This window comes from Erythrobacter sp. S249 (assembly GCF_057364975.1).
In genome coordinates this window covers 544,007-563,088 of the sequence record NZ_CP200287.1, presented here as the reverse complement: position 1 = coordinate 563,088, position 19,082 = coordinate 544,007, and the positions used below count along the sequence as shown (strand labels likewise).

The 19,082-nt window shown below is 58.5% G+C and carries 19 protein-coding genes; 5 read left to right on the top strand and 14 right to left on the bottom strand.

The annotated features are described in order from the left end of the window. Positions 1–14: 14 nt before the first annotated feature. Positions 15–1,058 carry a rod shape-determining protein gene (locus AC0V6V_RS02720; protein WP_486163933.1) on the bottom strand — a complete coding sequence of 348 codons (1,044 nt, stop codon included), beginning with the start codon at positions 1,056–1,058 and terminating at the stop codon, positions 15–17. Positions 1,059–1,246: 188 nt separating this feature from the next. Here AC0V6V_RS02720 and mutL point away from each other — a divergent pair, with 188 nt between their 5' ends. Both mutL and AC0V6V_RS02710 read left to right on the top strand, forming a co-directional pair. Then, positions 1,247–3,121, top strand: coding sequence for a DNA mismatch repair endonuclease MutL (gene mutL / locus AC0V6V_RS02715; protein WP_486163932.1), 1,875 nt, complete (start codon positions 1,247–1,249; stop codon positions 3,119–3,121). Between the two features lie 7 nt (positions 3,122–3,128). Further along, positions 3,129–3,749: a hypothetical protein gene (locus AC0V6V_RS02710; protein ID WP_486163931.1), complete on the top strand. Its 621-nt coding sequence runs from the start codon at positions 3,129–3,131 to the stop codon at positions 3,747–3,749. A 29-nt stretch (positions 3,750–3,778) separates the two neighbouring features. Here the strand turns inward: AC0V6V_RS02710 and ychF are convergent, their stop codons facing one another. The 12 genes from ychF to AC0V6V_RS02650 all read right to left on the bottom strand — a co-directional run bounded on the left by ychF (position 3,779) and on the right by AC0V6V_RS02650 (position 12,143). Continuing rightward, positions 3,779–4,879, bottom strand: a complete 1,101-nt coding sequence (ychF, locus tag AC0V6V_RS02705) for a redox-regulated ATPase YchF (protein WP_486163930.1) — start codon at positions 4,877–4,879, stop codon at positions 3,779–3,781. Positions 4,880–4,959: 80 nt separating this feature from the next. Continuing rightward, positions 4,960–5,955 carry an SDR family oxidoreductase gene (locus AC0V6V_RS02700; RefSeq protein WP_486163929.1) on the bottom strand — a complete coding sequence of 332 codons (996 nt, stop codon included), beginning with the start codon at positions 5,953–5,955 and terminating at the stop codon, positions 4,960–4,962. 108 nt (positions 5,956–6,063) lie between these two features. Then, positions 6,064–6,696: a CPBP family intramembrane glutamic endopeptidase gene (locus AC0V6V_RS02695; RefSeq protein WP_486163928.1), complete on the bottom strand. Its 633-nt coding sequence runs from the start codon at positions 6,694–6,696 to the stop codon at positions 6,064–6,066. Then, positions 6,693–7,259 (bottom strand): aminoacyl-tRNA hydrolase, encoded by a 567-nt coding sequence (gene pth, locus AC0V6V_RS02690; RefSeq protein WP_486163927.1) that lies wholly within the window; start codon positions 7,257–7,259, stop codon positions 6,693–6,695. The genes AC0V6V_RS02695 and pth overlap by 4 nt, the downstream gene beginning before the upstream one ends. Before the next feature lie 216 nt (positions 7,260–7,475). Beyond that, on the bottom strand, positions 7,476–8,150 hold the full coding sequence (locus tag AC0V6V_RS02685) for a 50S ribosomal protein L25/general stress protein Ctc (protein WP_486166187.1): 675 nt from the start codon (positions 8,148–8,150) through the stop codon (positions 7,476–7,478). 162 nt (positions 8,151–8,312) lie between these two features. Continuing rightward, entirely contained in the window at positions 8,313–9,206 is an 894-nt protein-coding gene (locus AC0V6V_RS02680) for a TraB/GumN family protein (protein WP_486163926.1), read from the bottom strand. Next, entirely contained in the window at positions 9,206–10,165 is a 960-nt protein-coding gene (locus AC0V6V_RS02675; RefSeq protein WP_486163925.1) for a TraB/GumN family protein, read from the bottom strand. The genes AC0V6V_RS02680 and AC0V6V_RS02675 overlap by 1 nt, the downstream gene beginning before the upstream one ends. A gap of 65 nt (positions 10,166–10,230) precedes the next feature. Beyond that, positions 10,231–10,866 carry a hypothetical protein gene (locus AC0V6V_RS02670; RefSeq protein ID WP_486163924.1) on the bottom strand — a complete coding sequence of 212 codons (636 nt, stop codon included), beginning with the start codon at positions 10,864–10,866 and terminating at the stop codon, positions 10,231–10,233. Beyond that, the gene (locus AC0V6V_RS02665; protein ID WP_486138987.1) at positions 10,853–11,047 is read right to left on the bottom strand and encodes a helix-turn-helix transcriptional regulator; all 195 of its coding nucleotides are present in this window, start codon (positions 11,045–11,047) and stop codon (positions 10,853–10,855) included. Before AC0V6V_RS02665 ends, AC0V6V_RS02670 begins: the two co-directional genes overlap by 14 nt. After that, complete coding sequence (locus AC0V6V_RS02660; protein ID WP_486163923.1) at positions 11,044–11,424, bottom strand: hypothetical protein; 381 nt, start codon at positions 11,422–11,424, stop codon at positions 11,044–11,046. Before AC0V6V_RS02660 ends, AC0V6V_RS02665 begins: the two co-directional genes overlap by 4 nt. A gap of 96 nt (positions 11,425–11,520) precedes the next feature. Further along, positions 11,521–11,970, bottom strand: a complete 450-nt coding sequence (locus AC0V6V_RS02655; RefSeq protein WP_486163922.1) for a hypothetical protein — start codon at positions 11,968–11,970, stop codon at positions 11,521–11,523. A gap of 47 nt (positions 11,971–12,017) precedes the next feature. Continuing rightward, positions 12,018–12,143 (bottom strand): hypothetical protein, encoded by a 126-nt coding sequence (locus AC0V6V_RS02650; RefSeq protein ID WP_486163921.1) that lies wholly within the window; start codon positions 12,141–12,143, stop codon positions 12,018–12,020. Between the two features lie 180 nt (positions 12,144–12,323). Here AC0V6V_RS02650 and AC0V6V_RS02645 point away from each other — a divergent pair, with 180 nt between their 5' ends. The 3 genes from AC0V6V_RS02645 to ppdK all read left to right on the top strand — a co-directional run bounded on the left by AC0V6V_RS02645 (position 12,324) and on the right by ppdK (position 18,332). Further along, positions 12,324–13,238 carry a glycine--tRNA ligase subunit alpha gene (locus AC0V6V_RS02645; RefSeq protein ID WP_486166186.1) on the top strand — a complete coding sequence of 305 codons (915 nt, stop codon included), beginning with the start codon at positions 12,324–12,326 and terminating at the stop codon, positions 13,236–13,238. Next, positions 13,235–15,607: a glycine--tRNA ligase subunit beta gene (glyS, locus tag AC0V6V_RS02640; protein WP_486163919.1), complete on the top strand. Its 2,373-nt coding sequence runs from the start codon at positions 13,235–13,237 to the stop codon at positions 15,605–15,607. Before AC0V6V_RS02645 ends, glyS begins: the two co-directional genes overlap by 4 nt. Before the next feature lie 61 nt (positions 15,608–15,668). After that, a complete protein-coding gene (gene ppdK, locus AC0V6V_RS02635; RefSeq protein WP_486163918.1) occupies positions 15,669–18,332 on the top strand; it encodes a pyruvate, phosphate dikinase in 2,664 nt (887 codons plus the stop codon). On the opposite strand, the gene AC0V6V_RS02630 is transcribed toward ppdK, so the two are convergent. Further along, positions 18,329–19,078, bottom strand: a complete 750-nt coding sequence (locus tag AC0V6V_RS02630; RefSeq protein WP_486163917.1) for a class I SAM-dependent methyltransferase — start codon at positions 19,076–19,078, stop codon at positions 18,329–18,331. The genes ppdK and AC0V6V_RS02630 overlap by 4 nt on opposite strands. Between the last annotated feature and the right edge of the window lie 4 nt (positions 19,079–19,082).

Below are 19,082 nucleotides of genomic sequence, written 5' to 3'. Positions count from 1 at the left end.
CCCCTTCTGCCTGATTAGGCGGTCATCAGCACGCCGCGATAGATCGGATCTTCCATCGCCCGGCCTGTGCCAACGGCGACGCAAGTTAGCGGATCTTCTGCGATAGAGACAGGCAGACCCGTTTCTTCACGAAGATGCTCGTCCAAGCGGCGGATAAGCGCACCGCCGCCGGTGAGCACGATGCCTTGGTCGACAATGTCTGCAGCGAGTTCTGGCGCTGTGTTTTCCAGCGCAATCCGCACACCTTCGACAATCGCGCCGATCGGCTCAGACAATGCTTCTGCTACATGCGCTTGGTTGATGGTGATTTCTTTTGGCACGCCATTCACGAGGTCGCGGCCTTTGATGACGATGCTCTCGCCAACACCGTCTTCCGGGGTGACTGCGATTCCATAATCCTTCTTGATCCGCTCTGCTGTCGCATCACCGATCAGCAGGTTGTGGTGCCGGCGAACGTAAGAGACGATGGCTTCGTCCATCTTATCGCCGCCGGTGCGAACCGAGGTGGTGTAGGCCAGGCCGCGCAGGGACAGCACGGCAACCTCTGTGGTGCCGCCGCCAATATCGACCACCATGCTGCCAACTGGTTCGGTCACTGGCATGTCTGCGCCGATTGCCGCTGCCATTGGCTCCAGGATCAGGTGCACTTCGGATGCGCCAGCGTTGGAGGCCGCATCGCGTATCGCGCGGCGTTCCACCGAGGTCGAGCCTGATGGCACACAAATCACAATCTCGGGATAGCGGAACAGATTGCGCTTCCCATGCACTTTGCGAATGAAGTGCTTGATCATTTCCTCGGCGATTTCGATGTCGGCGATCACGCCGTCGCGCAGAGGGCGGATCGCCTCAATGCTGTCAGGCGTCTTGCCCATCATCATCTTCGCATCATCGCCCACGGCCTTGACGCGCTTGATCCCGTTGATCGTCTCAATGGCAACCACTGACGGTTCGTTGAGGACGATGCCCTGGTCCTGAACATAGACCAGGGTGTTCGCGGTGCCCAAGTCAATCGCCATGTTTTGGGAGCCGAATTTGAACAGGTTGGAAAGAAAGCTCATTTTTATCGTTTTTCCGTGGATTTGGAGGCAAATCCCGCAGACCCCCTGCGACCATTTGCACCCAATAATGACAACACCTCATCCGCCTAGCGAATCCCTCGCAAAAACGCCAAAATATTTGTCGACAGCGGGGCACATTTTCCCCGGAGCTCTCGAAATTGCGGCGTGTGGCGGCTAAGATGCGACAAATGCCCCAAAATAAGCCCCGTATCCGTCGCCTTCCCAGCGATCTCGTTAACCGCATCGCTGCTGGTGAAGTGGTGGAACGGCCTGCGGCGGCGTTAAAAGAGCTGGTTGAGAACGCAATTGATGCCGGTTCGTCGCGAATCGCTATCAAGTTAACGGATGGCGGACTGATCCGGTTTGAGGTCACCGATGATGGTTGCGGCATGGATCCAGAGGGCATGGAATTGGCGCTCGAACGCCACGCGACCTCTAAACTGCCGGATGACGCGATTGAACAGGTCGCAACGCTGGGCTTTCGCGGGGAGGCGCTGCCCTCGATTGCCAGTGTTGCAAAGCTGACCTTGGAAAGCCGCCCGCAGGATACGGATAGCGGCTGGCGGCGCGTGGTCGATCATGGTGAGCTGATCGAAGATGCGCCCGCCGCTTTGCCGCCGGGTACGCGGGTTCGCGTGGAGCAGCTGTTTGCCAAGGTTCCGGCGCGGCGCAAGTTCCTGCGCACCGCGCGCAGTGAGTATATCGCCTGCCTTGATGTGGTGCGGCGGCTCGCCATGGCGCGGCCTGACATCGCCTTTACCCTGGAGCAAAGCGCCAATGGCAAGGACCGCCGCGTGCTGGCGACCCAGACGGATGAGCCGCTGGCTGACCGCGTCGCGCAGATTGTCGCGCGCGAGCTTAAGGACAATGCGGTTGCGATTGATCTCACGCGCGAGACGCCGGGCGGCACGATGCGCCTGACCGGGCTTGCGGGATTGCCGACTTACAATCGCGGCGTCGCCGATCACCAATATCTGTTTGTGAACGGCCGCCCGGTGAAGGACCGTTTGCTGGTCGGTGCAGTGCGCGGTGCCTATTCCGACATGCTCGCGCGTGATCGTCACGCTGTGCTGGCGCTGTTTCTGGATTTGCAGCCAGAGGAGGTGGATGTGAACGTCCACCCGGCGAAGACAGAGGTTCGGTTCCGCGATGCAGCGGCGGTGCGCGGCTTTATCGTCTCCGGCTTGCGTCAAGCCTTGGCAACGGGCGACCGGCGCAGCGCGCAAGGGCCAGACCGCGCGGCAATGGAGCGCTGGCAGGCGGAACCGATTGCGCCAGAGCCGAAACCGGCCCTTCGTTCGATTTTCGAAGGCCGCGATTGGACGCCCTCCAGCTCCGGGTCGCAGCACCGAGTATCAGAGCCGCGGCTGCCCGATTGGCAGGCGCAGGTTCGTGAGGGTGGTGCAGAGGCTCTACCGACTGGCCGCGCGCATGAGGCCGCGCCCATCGAGGAGGAAGAGCGCGAATATCCGCTCGGCATCGCGCGCGGACAAGTCGCCAACACGTACATCGTGGCTGAGAGCAAAGATGGGCTGGTGCTGGTCGATCAACACGCCGCGCATGAGCGGCTGGTTCTGGAGCGCCTGAGGGCCGCCGGGGCAGGGGAGGCGACCGCCCGCGCGCAGGCTTTGCTGGTGCCCGATGTGGTCGAGCTCGACGAGGTGGACTGCGACCGGCTGGAAGCCGCGGCGGAAGGCTTCGCGCGCTTCGGCCTAGCGATTGAGCGCTTTGGCCCGTCGGCCATGCTGGTCCGCTCAATCCCGCATGCGCTGGGCGGCGCGAACTCAGACAAGCTGCTGCGCGATCTGGCCGATGACATTGCGAAACACGGGGTTGATAAGGACGCAGGCGCGCTGCTGCTGTCCGAACGGCTCGAATATGTGCTGGCGACCATGGCGTGTCACGGATCAGTGCGGGCAGGGCGGGTGCTATCCGTGCCAGAGATGAATGCCCTGCTGCGCGAGATGGAAGCAACCCCGCGCTCAGGCCAATGCAACCACGGCCGCCCGACTTGGATAAAGCTCGATATGGAAGACGTCGAGAAGCTGTTTGGACGGCATTGAGGTAAATATGAGAACTGCAAAATTGGCCTGTCTTGTGGTCTTTCTGGCAATTGCTCAAACTGGTTGCACGACGGTCGATTATGTCCCTGACGAGGGCTGGAGTAATGATCCCGAAGAAGAAGCAGAGGCGCGTGACGACTATGAACGCTGGTTCGGAGACCAATTGGCTGCAGCAAATGAAAAGCCTTTAGCTCAAGCCAAAGATCTGGAGGGGTTCAACTATCGCTTTCGCCTTCTTGTGCTTCCCACCTTCGATCCGGCCTTCATCTACCGATTTGATAAGAGCTCAGACAAGCCAGTTGCTTTGACGTTCACTCGTTTGAACGGAGCCGGGGGCTATGACCCTGGTTCAGTTGCGACTGTTGCGAAGCGAGACCTTTCTCGAGAAGAAACAACGGCACTCGAATCTCGGATTGATGCGGCAGAAGTCTATAAAGCGACAATGAACCATCAACTGGTCTCGGATCAGGACGGGCTTTTCATTATTTGCGCCGATGGCACCCGATACGTATTCGAATACTTATCAGAAAAAGGACGCGCTTTTGTCACGCGACATGACTGCGATCTCGACGCATATCCAGAACTGCAAGCGTTGGCTGACCACGTCTCTGCGATATCGCCAGATTAGGCCTACGCAGGCCAAACGGGAATAGCCCGTTAAACGTTAAACTTAAACAGCATGATGTCGCCATCCTGCACGTCGTAATCCTTGCCTTCTTGACGCATTTTGCCCGCTTCTTTCGCGCCTGCTTCGCCGTTTAGGGCGATGTAGTCGTCGTAAGCGATGGTTTCCGCGCGGATGAAGCCCTTCTCAAAGTCCGTGTGGATCTCGCCGGCGGCCTGCGGGGCTTTTGCGCCTGATGGGAAGGTCCATGCGCGCGATTCTTTTGGCCCCGCGGTGAAGAAGGTTTGCAAGCCCAGCAGCGTGTAGCCAGCGCGGATGACGCGGGCGAGCCCGCTTTCTTCCAGGCCCAGCTCGGTTAGGTATTCGCTGCGGTCTTCCATTGGCATGGCGACGAGTTCCGCCTCGATTGCGGCGGACACGACGACGGCTTGTGCGCCCTCAGTCTCGGCCTTGGCGAAAACAGCAGCGGACAGGTCATTGCCGCTGGCCGCCTCGTCTTCGGCGACATTACAAACATACAACACGGGCTTTGCAGTGAGCAATTGTGCTTGCTCAAACAACGCGGCTTCCTCGTCATCCTTCGGCTCGGTCAGGCGCGCTGGTTTGCCATCTTTTAGCAGATCGAGCGCTTGGCCCAGGACGCTGGCGAGCGCCTTTGCATCCTTGTCTCCGCTGGTTGCGCGGCGTTTCGCGTTCTCAACCCGCTTTTCCAGGCTCTCAAGATCGGCCAGCATCAGCTCGGTCTCGACCACTTCGGCGTCCGCAATTGGATCAACCTTGTTGGCGACGTGCTGAATATCGTCGTCCTCAAAACAGCGCAGCACATGCACAATCGCATCAACTTCGCGAATATTGCCGAGGAATTGGTTGCCCAATCCTTCGCCTTGGCTCGCGCCTTTAACCAGGCCCGCAATGTCGACAAAGGCGAGCTGGGTTGGGATGACCTTGGCGCTCTTCGCGATTGCCGCGATCTTGTCCAAGCGGTCGTCCGGCACAGCGACCTGGCCGACATTGGGCTCAATCGTGCAGAACGGATAATTCGCCGCCTGCGCAGCCTGCGTCTCAGTAAGAGCGTTGAAGAGGGTCGACTTGCCGACATTCGGCAGGCCCACGATCCCACATTGGAAACCCATTGTAATTCTCGCTTAGGTCAAGGAATTTGCGCTCCCTTAGCGGGCAGGCGCGCCTATTGCCAGCCCAGCGAGCATGGCGGTCAAACGTTGTGAACCGCCTTGATCCATGGGCCAAAGGGTGATTCGCCAAGCCAGCCGACCTGAACCTCTGCCGCGACATTGTTGATCGCGATTTGCGGCTTAGAACCGGGATGCACTTCTTTACGCAAGGGGCGCGTGCCAGCAGGCATAGCGATGATCTCTGCAATCGCGTTTGGTACGTCCATGGGATCGGCGCTCCGCCGTGAACCGTCCTCTTCGCCCATGCGTCCGACCAATTGCGGATATGCTGCGCGTTGATCGTCGGTGAGGCGGTCCTTCAATTCAGCGGCGAGTTGATTGCGGTTTACCCAGACCTTCGTTGGATAGCCGCCTGGCTCAATCACACAGACTTCAACGCCGTGGGGAACCAGTTCGTAAGCCATGGCCTCACTCATCGCCTCAAGCGCAAACTTGGTGGGGGAGTAATGACCCGCTGATGGCACGATAACGCGTCCCAGTTGCGAGGAAATGTTGAACACCAATCCGCTCTTCGCCTTGCGCATTGCGGGCAGGGCCGCACGGGCGAGGCGGTGCGGGCCGTAAACATTGGTGTCAAAGATCAGCTTTGTGGCCTGCATGTCTTGCAGTTCGATCGGGCCAGCGTATCCAATTCCAGCGTTGTTGACGAGAATGTCGAGCGCGCCGCCAGCAATCCGCTCTGCTTCGGCAACACCAGCTACGACTTGAGCATCGTCTGTCACATCAATTTCGATCACATGCAGATCGAGTTCTTCGTCTTTGGCCAATTGACGCAGCTCGTCCGCTTCGGTGCGAGGGAGGTTGCGCATGGTTGCAAAGATTTTCGCACCTTGACGCGCGAAATCCTCTGCCATCAACCGACCAAAACCACTTGAGCAGCCGGTGATTAGGATGCTCTTGCCGGACATATCGGGCTTGGTCGTCAGCATATCGTCTTGAGCGAGTGTGGCCGTGGCAGTGAGTGCGGTGGTCGCAGCGGCGCCTGCGAGCAATGATCGGCGAGTAACGTGGGTCATTATGTGGTCTCCAATTCATCTAACCAACGCGCCAGCGCGGCAGGGTTCCTGAATGAATTCGTTTTGTGCATTATTTGTGCGGTTCGAACCCTAATCAGCCGCGCGCTCCTAGTCGGCCAATTCTGTGTCTTCTGGTTTCTCAAACAGGTTCAATCGGTGCATTTCTTTTTGCAGGAACCAGATAGCGTAGACGTCATAAAGGGCGTGGCCGATCATCACGGCTAGCAGGCTGCCGCTCCAGATGTAAAAGACTCCGAACAGTGCCCCAATTGCAAAAATGATGACCGCGATCAGCGGCTTTGCAAAGTGGATGAGTGCGAAGATCAAACTGGAGAATATGACTGCGAGGGGCAGGGCGACATAGTCGCCCATCAGGGTTTGCAAACCGCCGCGAAACAGCGCCTCCTCACCCACGCCCGCGCAGATCGAGAAGAAGATGATTACCGGCATCGAAAGCCGTTTTTCGAGGAACGCGAAGTTCTTTGCCTGAAGCCGAGTGAGCTTCTCGGCAAGCTGCGGCAAGCCTTGGAAGATGGCCACGGCCACGGCGATCATTGCCAAGCCTAAGCCAATTCCCAACGCGATTTGCCGAAAATCGACCGTCACAAAATCGGTAAGCGGGCGGTCAGATATCGACCACAGCAGCAAACCGATGCCGACAAAAAACACGGCCTGAGCGCCGACGGATTTGCAAATGTCCGCAACAGACATCTTGCGCATCTCTTCGTAAGGGTTGCTCATTGCTGGCGCATCGCAATCTCGCTCATGAAACGCGGTTCATCACCATTGGCGAGCCATTCCGCCTCGCCTCCAACAGCGCCTAGCATCGTGACGAGGTCGTCTTGTTCAGCCTTGGCGTAGTTCCCGAGCACATAGCCGGAGACGCGGTCTTTGTGGCCGGGATGACCAATGCCCAAGCGCACGCGGCGGAAATCTGCGCCAAGATGCTTGTCGATAGAGCGCAAGCCATTGTGCCCAGCCGTGCCGCCGCCTTGCTTCACCTTCACCTTAAAGGGCGCAAGGTCTAGCTCGTCATGAAAGACAGTGAGGGCGTTGAGATCCAGCTTGTAGAACCGCATGGCCTCGCCAACGCTTCGGCCGCTCTCATTCATAAAGGTGGCAGGCTTCAGCAGCAGAACGCGCTGCGACCCGATCCGACCTTCTTGAACCCAACCCTGAAACTTCTTTTGGACCGGGCCAAAACTGTGCATTTCAGCCAGCACATCGCACGCCATGAAGCCGACATTGTGCCGGTGCATGGTGTATTTCGGTCCAGGATTTCCAAGGCCAACCCAAAGCTGCATCGTGCTTCTCTAGACAAGCAAATCTATCTGGCAAGGATTGATCGGTCGCGATCGCGACCGCAAGGGCGCACGCCCGCCCGCAGCGGCGCGACCTTCAGGTCGCACGAGCGAGGAAATCGCACATCGGATGATGTGCGAAACACAATAACGCAAAACGGCGGACTGGTTTCCCAGCCCGCCGCCTTGGTGATTGCGTCTGTAAAGGACTGGCGCGATTTACTCGCCGCTGTCCTCGCCACCTTCAGCTGCTTCTTCGCCGCCTTCGGTTGCTTCAGTCTCTTCGCCCTCATCTTCTTCGCCTTCAGCGCTTTCTGATTTCTTGAGAGCGGACGGAGCGACGAGCGTTGCGATGGTGTAGTCACGATCGGTGATCGCGCTCTCGCTACCAGCTGGCAGCTTCACTTCGCTGATGTGGATCGAATCGCCGACTTCCTTGCCGGTCACATCGATTTCAATCTCGCTTGGGATCTTGTCAAATTCGCAAACCAGATCGAGCTCGTGACGGACCACGTTGAGAACGCCGCCCTTCTTGAGGCCAGGTGATTCTTCTTCATTGGTAAAGATAACCGGAATGGCGACTTCGATTTTCGCATCCTTGGAAAGGCGTAGGAAGTCGACATGCGTCGGACGGTCAGTGACCGGATGTAGGGCAACGTCCTTCGGCAGGGTGCGGACACTCTTACCATCAACATCGATGTTCACGATCGAGTTCATGAATTGGCCGGTCATCAGCTGACGGACCAGTTCTTTCTCTTCGATGTGGATCGTGGTTGGTTCTTCTTTGCCGCCGTAAATAACGGCGGGGATGCGACCTTCGCGGCGTAGTGCACGGGAGGCTCCCTTGCCTGCCCGTTCGCGTGCCTCGGCCGGCAGTGTCAGAGCGTCGCTCATAATCGTCTACCTTTCAAATGCGGAATAAAGTTTCAAAATCTTCGCGCGCCACGCCTCCAGGGATGACCATGACGGGTGAAGAGGGCGCGCCTTAGGGCGTGCGTGCGGGCTTGGCAAGCGTTTTGGCCGGGTGCGTGGTGCCTCTGGCCAAGGCAGCGAGTGCTAGTGCAGCGGCGTTACTGTGTAGCCGCTGGCCGATAGCATGGCTGGCAAGCCGTCTGGGCCGACCAGATGAGCGGCGCCAACGGCGACGAGCGGACGTTCATCACCTGCCAGCATTATTTCAAGCTGTTTCGCCCAATCCCGGTTGCGCCCTACGAGCAACGCCTCGCGCAGTTCCGGGTCCGCCATGATGCCCGTTTCGGTCGCGTTGATCAGAGTGGCTGTGTCACCAGTTAGCCAGGCATTGCGCAGCCGCGCGGGATCGGCCTGAAGCTGTTTTGCCTCGGTAATAATGCCGGAGAGAAGATCGCGCTGATCCTGTTCGGGCAGGCTGTCAAAGATACGCAGCTGCGCGATTGCGCCCTCGAACTCTCGCACGGGTCGCCCCTTGAATTCGCGCACCACCGCGCGGTCAACGCCGTTTGCCGGATCACCTTGTGCGCCAACTTGCGCCAGTTGCAGCGCGACGGCCCATGTTTCGGTTGATCCGAACTGCGCCGCGGAAAAGTTTGATTTGGAGATTAGGTCAAATAGGGCAGGGCGCTTATCCTCGCTGACCCGCATGGCGAGGTCCGGCAGGTCCGGCGTGTAGGCAAGCTGAGCAAAGACCGCGGCGATTGTTCCGTTGTCTTCAAGGTTGGCGACCTCGACAACCACCAAGTCGGCGGTATCAATAGCCGCCTTTATCTCAGGCGTGCGCCAGTTCGTGCCATCGGGAAGGGCGTGGATCGTGCCGAGCATCCACCCCTCAGTTTCGCCGTCCGCATTGGTGATCTCGAACAAAGGCGGAGAGGCTTCATCAGCAACGGGGGTGACTGGGTCAGAGCCGCAGCCGGCGAGCGCCAGCAAAGCTGCTAGTGGGGCAGCAATGCGGGCGCTCGCCAAACGGTGCATTATTGGATGCGAGCGGAGACGATGCCGCGCTCTTCGAGATAGTCCTGAACGCTTTTCTCACCAACGAGATGACCCGCGCCCACTGCCATAAAGATCGTCCCCGGCTCAGCCAAACGGGCTTCGATCCACTCGGCCCAATTGCTGTTGCGCTTGTAAAGCAGTGCTTCGACCAGCGCCGGGTCCTCTTCCAGGGCTTCATTCAAGAGGTTGGCGACCTTTTCAACATCTCCGACAGCCCAGCCATCAATGATTTTCTGCAATTCGGGTGCAAGGTTGTCGATTTCCTCAGCAGTTTCGATCAAATATTTGATCTGAGCGTCTTGTGGGAGGCTATCGAAAATGCCGAGCTGGAATTCGACCGTTTCGAGCGCTTCGCGTTCCTTGCTGTCGCCAACGATGCTTTCAAGAACGGTTTCAGTTCCATTTTCGCCAGTAATCCCAGCCTTTTGGAAAGCGATTTGCGACATCGCGATCGCGGCCATCCAGGGCTCCAGCGGGTCTAGCGCAGCGGCTGGGGCACCGAGCGATGCCAACGCCGCTTCGTAAGTTGCGGTCTGCTCTTCGGTGAAAAGACTACGCAGCGTAGTTCCTGGTGGCAGGATAGCCATTTGACCGACCAATTGCTGCATTTGAGCGGTGGTCTCTTCAGTCATATTGACTTCGGTCAAAAGAACCGAGCTTTCATCGAGAGCGGTTTTGATCTCCCCTTTGTACCAGTCAACATTGTCGGGCAGCGCGTGGACCGTGCCGAACATGTAGATGGTGGTGTCTTCGTCAGCCACCTTCCACAAAGCAGGGCCGTTAGAAGCGGTTTGCTCGGCAGTCATTTCGACTGTTTCGGCAGGTGCTTTGGTGGTCTCAATCGGCTTTGGCAGCGTCTGCGTTTGCGCGCAGGCTGCGGTGCTGGTGAGCAAGGCAATGCCGGTAAAGGCGGCGGTAAAAGGTTTGGTCAGTTTCATCGGTTTGGTCTCCTAAGGGTGTTACATTACAAGGTGTTGAACGAAAACTCGAAAATGGGATTGGGTTAGAAATATTTGCGGTAGAGCCAGCCGAGGCACCAGATGACTGCGACGCCGATCCAGATGATCATCGGATCTTGCTCTGGCAGCCAACCTGCGCGGGTGGCCATCCACCAGCTCGGAACAAGAAAGACATAGATGTGAAAGGCGATGTTTCCGCCGTCGAGATAAGCCGCGACGTCGTGTTCATCGGTTGTGCGTAGCCACCACAGTGTGCCGATAGGGGCGATGATGGCCCAGACGAGTATCGCTCCTATGGCCGCCGTCGATGAGATCGGACCATTCGAGAACACCGCATCGCTTTGCGTTCCGCCAGTCACGACCATGAAGATGCCAAGCACCACTCCCAAGATCATCGACGCATAGAAGATATTGCGGGATTTGCGCTCGCTGGCAGGAACGGGTTCATCATTGCTATTGGGCCAATAGCGCCACACGAAATAAGCGATTGCAGCCATCGTCGCAGCGATGCACGCTGTGATCAGGGTATCACTCCCAGTCATGCCACCACGTTCGAGCGCACCGGATACGAATCCGGTCAGTACGCCTAGCAAAAAGACGAATGCAGTGCCTCCGGCGCCGACAGTGATCGCGCGTTTGACGGACGGGCTCAGTCGTTGATCTGTATCAGAATTCGTCATCGAAAATCTCTTCAATTGGCATGTCAAACAGGCGTGCGATCTTGAACGCTAGTGGGAGGGAAGGGTCGTGCTTTCCGGTCTCGATCGCGTTCACGGCTTGGCGCGATACATCGAGGTGAACGCCCAGGTCGGCTTGGCTCCAGTCGCGCTCGGCGCGCAGGACTTTGAGGCGGTTTTTCATGACAGCTGAGCCCCTGTAAACCGCTTCCAAAACAGGCCGATGTAAAAAGCGACAATCGCGCAGCCGATAATGCCCGCGAAGGAAGGCTCTGCATCGTCTATACCGCGTAATCCAGCGATCAGGCCTTCGAGAAACGGCCAGACAATCATCATCAGGAGCAGCGACGTGAATGCTAGACTCGCCGCAGAGGTCCACAGCGCCTGCGTGAATTCATCGGCATTGCGGGTCGACAGCAGCACCCAGCAGCACAGGAAGGCAATAACCCCTCCGATCGTGCCAATTTCTTCGGCGATCGGGAGTATCGCACCGACAAGCGCGACGCCAGTTGTCGTTAGGCCTATCCATCCGGCCCATTCAAATGTGGTTGCTTTGGTCATGCCGGTCTTATCCTGCACAGATGAGTACGATAAGCAGTGCGATGAACACTGTGGCGTAATCATCATCGAACGTCGGTTTGATTGAGTAAGGCATTGTCACGATCCCTGCCGGTAATGATTGAACAGGAATGCGGCGAAGTATGTCCAGGACACAACAATCGCGAGAATCAGACCATCAAACCAATAGGCGGCCCAGCCGGAGAATATGCGATCGGGGCGGCTTGTGCCTTGTTCGAAGGTTACGGTGTAGACCGGATCGATAACCGGCATGATGCCTGTGATAATGAGGTAGAATGCGAGTAGGCCGAGAGCGGCATTGGTAGCCTTACCGTGGATTGCGCGGATGTAATCATCCCGAGAGGTGAAAGGCATCACCGCAAGCAGAAACGCGCCGATCAAGGCAAAGGCTGGAAATTTCAGAACTGAGCCCGCGGCAGCGATGTATAGCGCGAGCGCAAGTGTGCTTAGGGCAAGGCCGATCCAGATCCGCGAGAATGATTGATCGACCATCCCTTGGTCCAGTTGGATATTGGGTTTGTCAGACATGGCTGATTTGCTCCCGTTTAGAATTGATTGTGCTAGCTGTTAGTTGCTCAAAACACGATTACGCCGAACGCGAAGAAGAGAATGGCGGCCCACATCAATTCGCGGTCAGCTTTCGTTTCGGGCTGAAAAATGCGCTTGATGAGTTGTTCGAAGTCGATCTCTTTGTCTGTCATGTCATCATTCCTATATGTCAGGTATGCATGACTATATGTCGTGATTCGCTGACTATGTCAAGACTACCTGACTTAAAGTCACACATAGCTGACCATGACCGCGCTTCATCTGCGCCATTCTGTGCCAATGCTGCGCCGCGGCATTGACGCTGGTTAGGGCATCCGCCAAAGCCTGCCGCCATGACTACCCAGCTTCCTCAGCGCGACCCCAAGCGTTCATTTCAGGACATGATTCTGACGCTGCATGATTTCTGGAGCGCCAATGACTGCGTTATCCTGCAGCCGTACGATATGCGGATGGGCGCGGGCACGTTTCACACCGCGACAACTTTGCGCGCGCTTGGCCCAGAGCCGTGGAATGCGGCGTTTGTTCAGCCCTGCCGCCGTCCGACCGATGGCCGCTATGGCGAGAATCCCAATCGCCTTCAGCATTATTATCAGTATCAAGTGATCCTGAAGCCGAGTCCGAGCGACATTCAAGAGCTCTATCTGGAGAGCCTGCGCCAGATTGGAATTGATCCGCTTAAGCACGATATCCGCTTTGTCGAGGATGACTGGGAATTGCCGACGCTCGGCGCATGGGGCCTCGGTTGGGAGGTCTGGTGCGATGGGATGGAAGTCACCCAGTTTACCTATTTTCAGCAGATGGGCGGATTTGACTGCAAACCCGTCGCTGGAGAGCTGACTTACGGCCTCGAACGCCTCGCCATGTATATCCAAGGCGTCGACAGCGTTTACGATCTGGCGTTCAACCAGAATGGCGTAAGCTACGGCGACGTGTTTCTCGAGAATGAGAAGCAGATGTCGAAATGGAATTTTGAGGTCGCTGATACGGACGCGTTGTTTGATCTGTTCAACAAGGCTGAGGCGGAATGCCAAAATGCTCTGGCGGCCCAAGTGCCGATCGCTGCCTATGAGCAGGCGGTTGAGGCAAGCCATATCTTCAATCTGCTCCAAGCACGCGGCGTGATCAGCGTGCAGGAACGCGCAAGCTATATGGCCCGCGTCCGCGACCTCGCACGCGGATCATGCGAGGCGCATATGGAGAAGGAAGCCGCCGGCTGGGCTGAGAAATATCCGGAGTGGTCGAAATGAACGATTTCCTCCTAGAACTGCGCAGCGAAGAGATCCCGGCGCGGATGCAAAAGGGCGCGCGCGCCGAACTGGAAAAGCTGTTCCGCCGCGAGATGGAGGCCGCTGGCGTTTCCGTTGGTGAACTCACCATCTGGTCGACCCCGCGCAGGCTGGCGTTGATCGCGCACGGGCTGCCAACAGCGACCGAGGCGGTGCGCGAAGAGGCCAAAGGGCCGCCCGAAGGCGCGCCGGATCAGGCGGTCGATGGGTTCTGCCGCAAGAACGGCGTGACGCGCGACGAATTGGAAGTGCGCGAAGTAAAGGGGCGGGGCACCTATTTTGCCGTGATCGAAAAGCCGGGACAGGCGGTCGCTGATCTGCTGTCCGCGGCGATCCCCGCGATCATTCGCGATTTCTCCTGGCCCAAATCTCAGCGTTGGGGCGCGGCGTCGATCTCAACCGAGAGCCTCAAATGGGTGCGGCCCTTGTCGGGCATTATCGCGCTGCTCGATGGCGAAGTGGTGCCGTGCGAAGTGGACGGGATTGTCAGTGGCCGCGAGACCAAGGGGCACCGGTTCCATTCCAACGGCAATATCGAGATTGCGAACGCAGACCACTATGCTGGCGATCTTCGTGAGGCGAGCGTGGTTGTCGATCATGTTGAGCGTGAAGCGATCGTGCGCGAGGGCGCGAAGGCGGCGGCTGAGGCGGCTGGTCTAAAACTCGTTGAAGACGAAGGGCTGGTCGTTGAAAACGCGGGTCTCACCGAATGGCCAGTGCCGCTGCTCGGGCGGTTTGAGGACGATTTCCTCGACGTGCCGCCAGAAACGATCCAGCTGACCGCGCGGGTGAACCAGAAATATTTCGTGTGTGAGGATGCAGACGGCAAACTCGCCAACGCCTTCATCTGCACGGCCAATATAGAGGCGGAAGATCCCGCCGTCGTGGTCGATGGCAATCGCAAGGTTCTCGCCGCGCGGCTGGCCGATGCGCGCTTCTTCTGGGAATTGGATCAGAAGAAAACGCTGGCCGAGCATGCCAAGGGGCTGGAGCGGATTACGTTCCATGAGAAGCTGGGGACGGTCGCTGATAAGGTGGACCGGGTGGCGAAGCTGGCGCGCTGGCTGTGCGAAGAGGGGATTGTCAATCCATCCGCGAGTCCCCGCGAAGGCGGGGACCTCCCGCAACAAAGCGCCAATGGGAATGAGGTCCCCGCCTTCGCGGGGACTCGCGAGGAACTAGCCGACCTCGCCGAGCAAGCCGCAAAGCTGTGCAAAGCTGATCTGGTCACCGAGATGGTCGGAGAGTTTCCCGAATTGCAGGGCCTGATGGGCGGTTATTACGCCGCGAAAGAAGGCCTGCCAGTTGAAGTGTCAGACGCGATCCGCGATCACTATAAGCCGGTGGGGCAGGGCGATGAGGTGCCGACTGCACCGGTGACGGTAGCGGTGAGTTTGGCGGACAAGCTGGATACTCTTCTTACAATTTTCTCAGTCGTTGGCCCACCAACCGGTTCAAAAGATCCTTTCGGGCTCAGACGAGCTGCGATTGCGGTAAATTCAATTGGCCAGACGCAAGACGTTAGGCTCAATGTTCTGCCTTTCGAGGAATGGTTCGTAAACTTGGCGATTGATACCCAGTTACAAAAGGCAGCTGAAGCAGAGGAAATTCACAATACATCTGTTGAGGGGAAAAATTTCTCAGATTTTTATGAGGCTCGCGTAACTGAAGGTCTCACGCCTCTTCAAATTCTCGTTGATTTTGTTGCTCCTGAAGGTGGGCTTGATCCTTCTTACGAGCGTTTACTCGCCAGGTTGCAAATGTCTTCAGAGGGTAGGCGTCGCATTTCCCTCGCTCTGCAAATTGGAACCAACGGAAATAAAGGTACCGAGATACTGAGCTTCCTCGCAGACCGCCTCAAAGTCCAACAGCGCGAAGCAGGCGTCCGGCACGACCTGATCGACGCAGTGTTTGCGCTTGGCGGCGAAGACGATCTCGTCCGCCTGCTCGCTCGCGTCAAAGCCCTCCAAGCCTTCGTCGAGAAAGAAGACGGCACCAACCTGCTCGCTGGCTACAAACGCGCGGCCAATATCCTGAAGAAAGAGAAGTGGGACAGCGGAGCCTCCAACCCGTCGCCCGAACCCGCCGAAAAAGCTCTGATCGACGCACTCGACCTCGCCGCGCCCAAAGCGGCCAGCGCCATCGAAAGCGAAGACTTTGCAGCGGCCATGTCCGCTCTCGCCACTTTGCGTTCGCCAATCGACCAATTTTTCGAAGACGTGATCGTCAATGCTCAAGATGCGGATATTCGCAGCGCTCGGCTCGATTTGCTCGCTCGGTTCCGCGATGCGGTGCACAAGGTCGCCGATTTCAGCCGGGTCGAAGGATAATGTCTCTCCCCAGGACGAACCCGCAAGTGTCCAATTTCGCTACCAAAAAGGTACAAGTAACGTGAACACGGTTTATCCATTTGGCGGAAACGCCGCTCACGATGATGCCCGCCAAAAAGACAAGACCGTCACCGGCGGCAAGGGCGCAAACCTGGCGGAGATGGCGGCGATTGGCCTGCCGGTTCCTCCCGGGTTCACCATCACGACCGAGGAATGCGTTCGCTATTTGCAGGAAGGCGCGGATTTCTCCGATGATCTGCGCGCGAATGTAGCAAACGCGCTGGCGCATATTGAAAGCGCGGTGGGCAAGAGCTTTGGCGATGCAAGCGATCCCTTGCTCGTATCGGTGCGATCCGGCGCGCGGGTGAGCATGCCGGGCATGATGGACACGGTGCTCAATCTTGGCCTCAATGACGAAACGGTTGAGGGGTTGGCGAAGACGTCTGGCGATGAGCGGTTTGCCTGGGACAGCTATCGCCGCTTTGTGCAAATGTATTCCGACGTGGTGCTGGGCGTGGATCACGGCCTGTTCGAAGAAGCGCTGGAAATCTGCAAAGAAGACAATGGCTTCTACGCCGACACTGAACTGAGCGCGGATGATTGGCGCGCTTTGGTGAGCGAATATAAGGGCATCGTTGAAAGCGAGCACGGCAAGCCATTTCCGCAAGATGTCGCAGAGCAATTGTGGGGCGCAATCGCCGCTGTTTTCGATAGCTGGGATGCTGACCGGGCGAAGGTATACCGCCGTCTCAATGACATCCCCAGCGATTGGGGCACCGCCGTCAATGTGCAGGCGATGGTGTTCGGCAATATGGGCGAAACCAGCGCGACCGGTGTGGCGTTCACGCGCGACCCGGCAACAGGCGAGCGGGCGTATTACGGCGAATATCTGATCAATGCTCAGGGTGAGGACGTGGTCGCGGGCATTCGCACGCCGCAATACCTGACCAAGGCAGCCCGCGATGCCGCGGGGGCAAAGCCGCTGTCGATGGAAGAGGCCATGCCGGACGCCTATGGCGAGCTGGCGCGCGTGTTTGACCTACTCGAAGGCCATTACCGCGACATGCAGGACATCGAGTTTACCGTGGAGCGCGGCAAGCTATGGATGCTGCAGACGCGCAGCGGCAAGCGGACCGCCAAGGCGGCGCTCAAAATGGCAGTTGAGATGGTGGGTGAGGGCCTGATTGATCAGAAGACCGCGATCCTGCGGGTTGACCCGATGGCGCTTGACCAGCTGCTGCACCCGACGCTGGATCCCGATGCGCCGCGCAATGTGATGACCACTGGTTTGCCAGCCTCCCCCGGCGCGGCGGCGGGCAAGATTGTGCTCGATGCCGACACGGCAGAACAATGGTCTGGCCGGGGCGATAAAGTCATTCTGGTGCGGGTCGAAACCAGCCCAGAGGACATTCACGGCATGCACGCGGCGCAGGGCATTCTGACCGCTCGCGGCGGGATGACGAGCCACGCGGCGGTGGTGGCGCGCGGCATGGGGCGACCGTGCGTATCGGGCGCAAACGGCGTTTCGATTGACCTTGCCTCGCGCAGTTTGCGGATCGGCAATCAGGAGCTGAAAGAGGGCGATGAGATCACTCTCGACGGCGCCAATGGTCAGGTGATGCTGGGCATTGTGCCGACGATTGAGCCAGAGCTGGTCGGTGATTTTGGCACTCTGATGGAATGGGCGGACAGCCACCGCCGGATGCGCGTGCGCACGAATGCGGAAACGCCGACGGACTGCAAAATGGCACGGCAATTTGGCGCAGAGGGGATTGGCCTGTGCCGCACGGAGCATATGTTCTTCGACGCGGGCCGCATCAGCGCGGTTCGCCAGATGATCCTGGCCGAGGATGAGGCTGGACGGCGCGGGGCGCTGGAGAAGCTGCTGCCAGAGCAGCGCGCAGACTTTACCGCGATTTTCGAGGTGATGACGGGGCTGCCATGCACGATCCGTCTGCTTGATCCGCCGCTGCACGAATTCCTGCCGCATGGCGATGCGGAGTTTGCCGATCTGGCGGATGCGACGGGATTGGGCGTCGATCACCTCAAACGCCGGGCGGGCGAACTGCACGAGTTCAACCCGATGCTCGGCCACCGTGGTTGCCGCCTAGGGATTACCTATCCTGAGATCTATGAGATGCAGGCGCGCGCGATCTTCGAGGCGGTTTGCGACGTTCAGGCCTCCAGCGGCGAAGCGCCGCTGCCCGAAATCATGGTGCCATTGGTGGCGACCCGCAAGGAGCTGGCGATTTTGCGCGAGCTGATTGATCGGACCGCCGAGGAAGTCTTCGCCGAAAAGGGCGCGCGCGTTGAGTATCTGGTCGGCACGATGATCGAGTTACCGCGTGCTGCTTTGATGGCGGGTGAAATCGCGCATGAGGGCGCATTCTTCAGCTTCGGCACGAACGATCTGACCCAAACAACCTTGGGCGTATCGCGTGACGATTCGGCGCGTTTCTTGGCGCCTTATGTCGATAAAGGCATCTTTGCTCGCGACCCCTTCGTCAGCCTCGATGTGGACGGCGTTGGCCAGCTGGTTGAACTAGCCGCAGATCGGGGCAGGGCAACACGCGCCGACATCAAGCTCGGGATTTGCGGCGAACATGGCGGCGATCCCGCCAGTATCGCGTTCTGCGAAGAGGTCGGGCTCGATTACGTTTCCGCATCGCCATACCGTGTGCCAATCGCGCGGTTGGCGGCGGCGCAATCGGCGCTGCGGGACTAAAGCCAGCCGGTAAGGGTTAGCAGTTCGAAGGTCTCGGTGACGCGGCCTTCGCTGTCTTTCATCGCTTCGAATGCGTCATGCGCGCGGGCGAGCGCGCTGCGCGTCAATGGCGGCGGTGCATCGGCTAGCACATTGGTGAGGGCCTGTTCGCGCAGGTCAGCGATCAAGCGCTCCAGACTGCGATAGCTGACCTCTACCGTATGGCTATCGACCACCTGACGCTTGAAACCCGCACGTTCGAGCAAGCCGGTCGCCGCGCGGCTGTCAATCTGGGGGTGAATGCGTGCAGCCGGACGGTCTGCGTCTGCGGTCATCATAATCTGGCGCAGCGCGGGAAGGCTGCCTGCACCGATCATCTGCGCAAACAAGATGCCGCCCTCGGCTAAGGCATTGCGATAATGCAGCAGCGCGCCGGGCAGATCATTGACCGTGTCGAGCCGGTTTAGACTGATGATCAGATCAAGCTCTGATAGGCCGCTTGGTTGCTCCTCATCATGTCCGGGCAGGGCAGTGAGATCAGCACCCAAGCGGCGCAAATCGGCGGTAAGCGCGCCCGTGAACTCGCCGATAACCAACGCGCGCGATGGCTCAAGCCGCATAAAACCAATGCGCTCGATGCAATCCTGCTCCAGCTCCTCCGCCAGCCAGCGGGCCACCCCATCGGCCTGCGCCAATCGGGAAGCGCGCGCAGCTCTCGCCTCGCGCCGTGCTTTGGAAAAGATCGTTGGAACTTGGCGTGTCTGCATAATC

Bases quoted from the DNA above. Each gene is read 5' to 3' on its own strand.
- AC0V6V_RS02720 (WP_486163933.1), bottom strand. From the start codon at position 1,058: ATGAGCTTTCTTTCCAACCTGTTCAAATTCGGCTCCCAAAACATGGCG.
- mutL (WP_486163932.1), top strand. From the start codon at position 1,247: ATGCCCCAAAATAAGCCCCGTATCCGTCGCCTTCCCAGCGATCTCGTT.
- AC0V6V_RS02710 (WP_486163931.1), top strand. From the start codon at position 3,129: ATGAGAACTGCAAAATTGGCCTGTCTTGTGGTCTTTCTGGCAATTGCT.
- ychF (WP_486163930.1), bottom strand. From the start codon at position 4,879: ATGGGTTTCCAATGTGGGATCGTGGGCCTGCCGAATGTCGGCAAGTCG.
- AC0V6V_RS02700 (WP_486163929.1), bottom strand. From the start codon at position 5,955: ATGACCCACGTTACTCGCCGATCATTGCTCGCAGGCGCCGCTGCGACC.
- AC0V6V_RS02695 (WP_486163928.1), bottom strand. From the start codon at position 6,696: ATGAGCAACCCTTACGAAGAGATGCGCAAGATGTCTGTTGCGGACATT.
- pth (WP_486163927.1), bottom strand. From the start codon at position 7,259: ATGCAGCTTTGGGTTGGCCTTGGAAATCCTGGACCGAAATACACCATG.
- AC0V6V_RS02685 (WP_486166187.1), bottom strand. From the start codon at position 8,150: ATGAGCGACGCTCTGACACTGCCGGCCGAGGCACGCGAACGGGCAGGC.
- AC0V6V_RS02680 (WP_486163926.1), bottom strand. From the start codon at position 9,206: ATGCACCGTTTGGCGAGCGCCCGCATTGCTGCCCCACTAGCAGCTTTG.
- AC0V6V_RS02675 (WP_486163925.1), bottom strand. From the start codon at position 10,165: ATGAAACTGACCAAACCTTTTACCGCCGCCTTTACCGGCATTGCCTTG.
- AC0V6V_RS02670 (WP_486163924.1), bottom strand. From the start codon at position 10,866: ATGACGAATTCTGATACAGATCAACGACTGAGCCCGTCCGTCAAACGC.
- AC0V6V_RS02665 (WP_486138987.1), bottom strand. From the start codon at position 11,047: ATGAAAAACCGCCTCAAAGTCCTGCGCGCCGAGCGCGACTGGAGCCAA.
- AC0V6V_RS02660 (WP_486163923.1), bottom strand. From the start codon at position 11,424: ATGACCAAAGCAACCACATTTGAATGGGCCGGATGGATAGGCCTAACG.
- AC0V6V_RS02655 (WP_486163922.1), bottom strand. From the start codon at position 11,970: ATGTCTGACAAACCCAATATCCAACTGGACCAAGGGATGGTCGATCAA.
- AC0V6V_RS02650 (WP_486163921.1), bottom strand. From the start codon at position 12,143: ATGACAGACAAAGAGATCGACTTCGAACAACTCATCAAGCGCATTTTT.
- AC0V6V_RS02645 (WP_486166186.1), top strand. From the start codon at position 12,324: ATGACTACCCAGCTTCCTCAGCGCGACCCCAAGCGTTCATTTCAGGAC.
- glyS (WP_486163919.1), top strand. From the start codon at position 13,235: ATGAACGATTTCCTCCTAGAACTGCGCAGCGAAGAGATCCCGGCGCGG.
- AC0V6V_RS02630 (WP_486163917.1), bottom strand. From the start codon at position 19,078: ATGCAGACACGCCAAGTTCCAACGATCTTTTCCAAAGCACGGCGCGAG.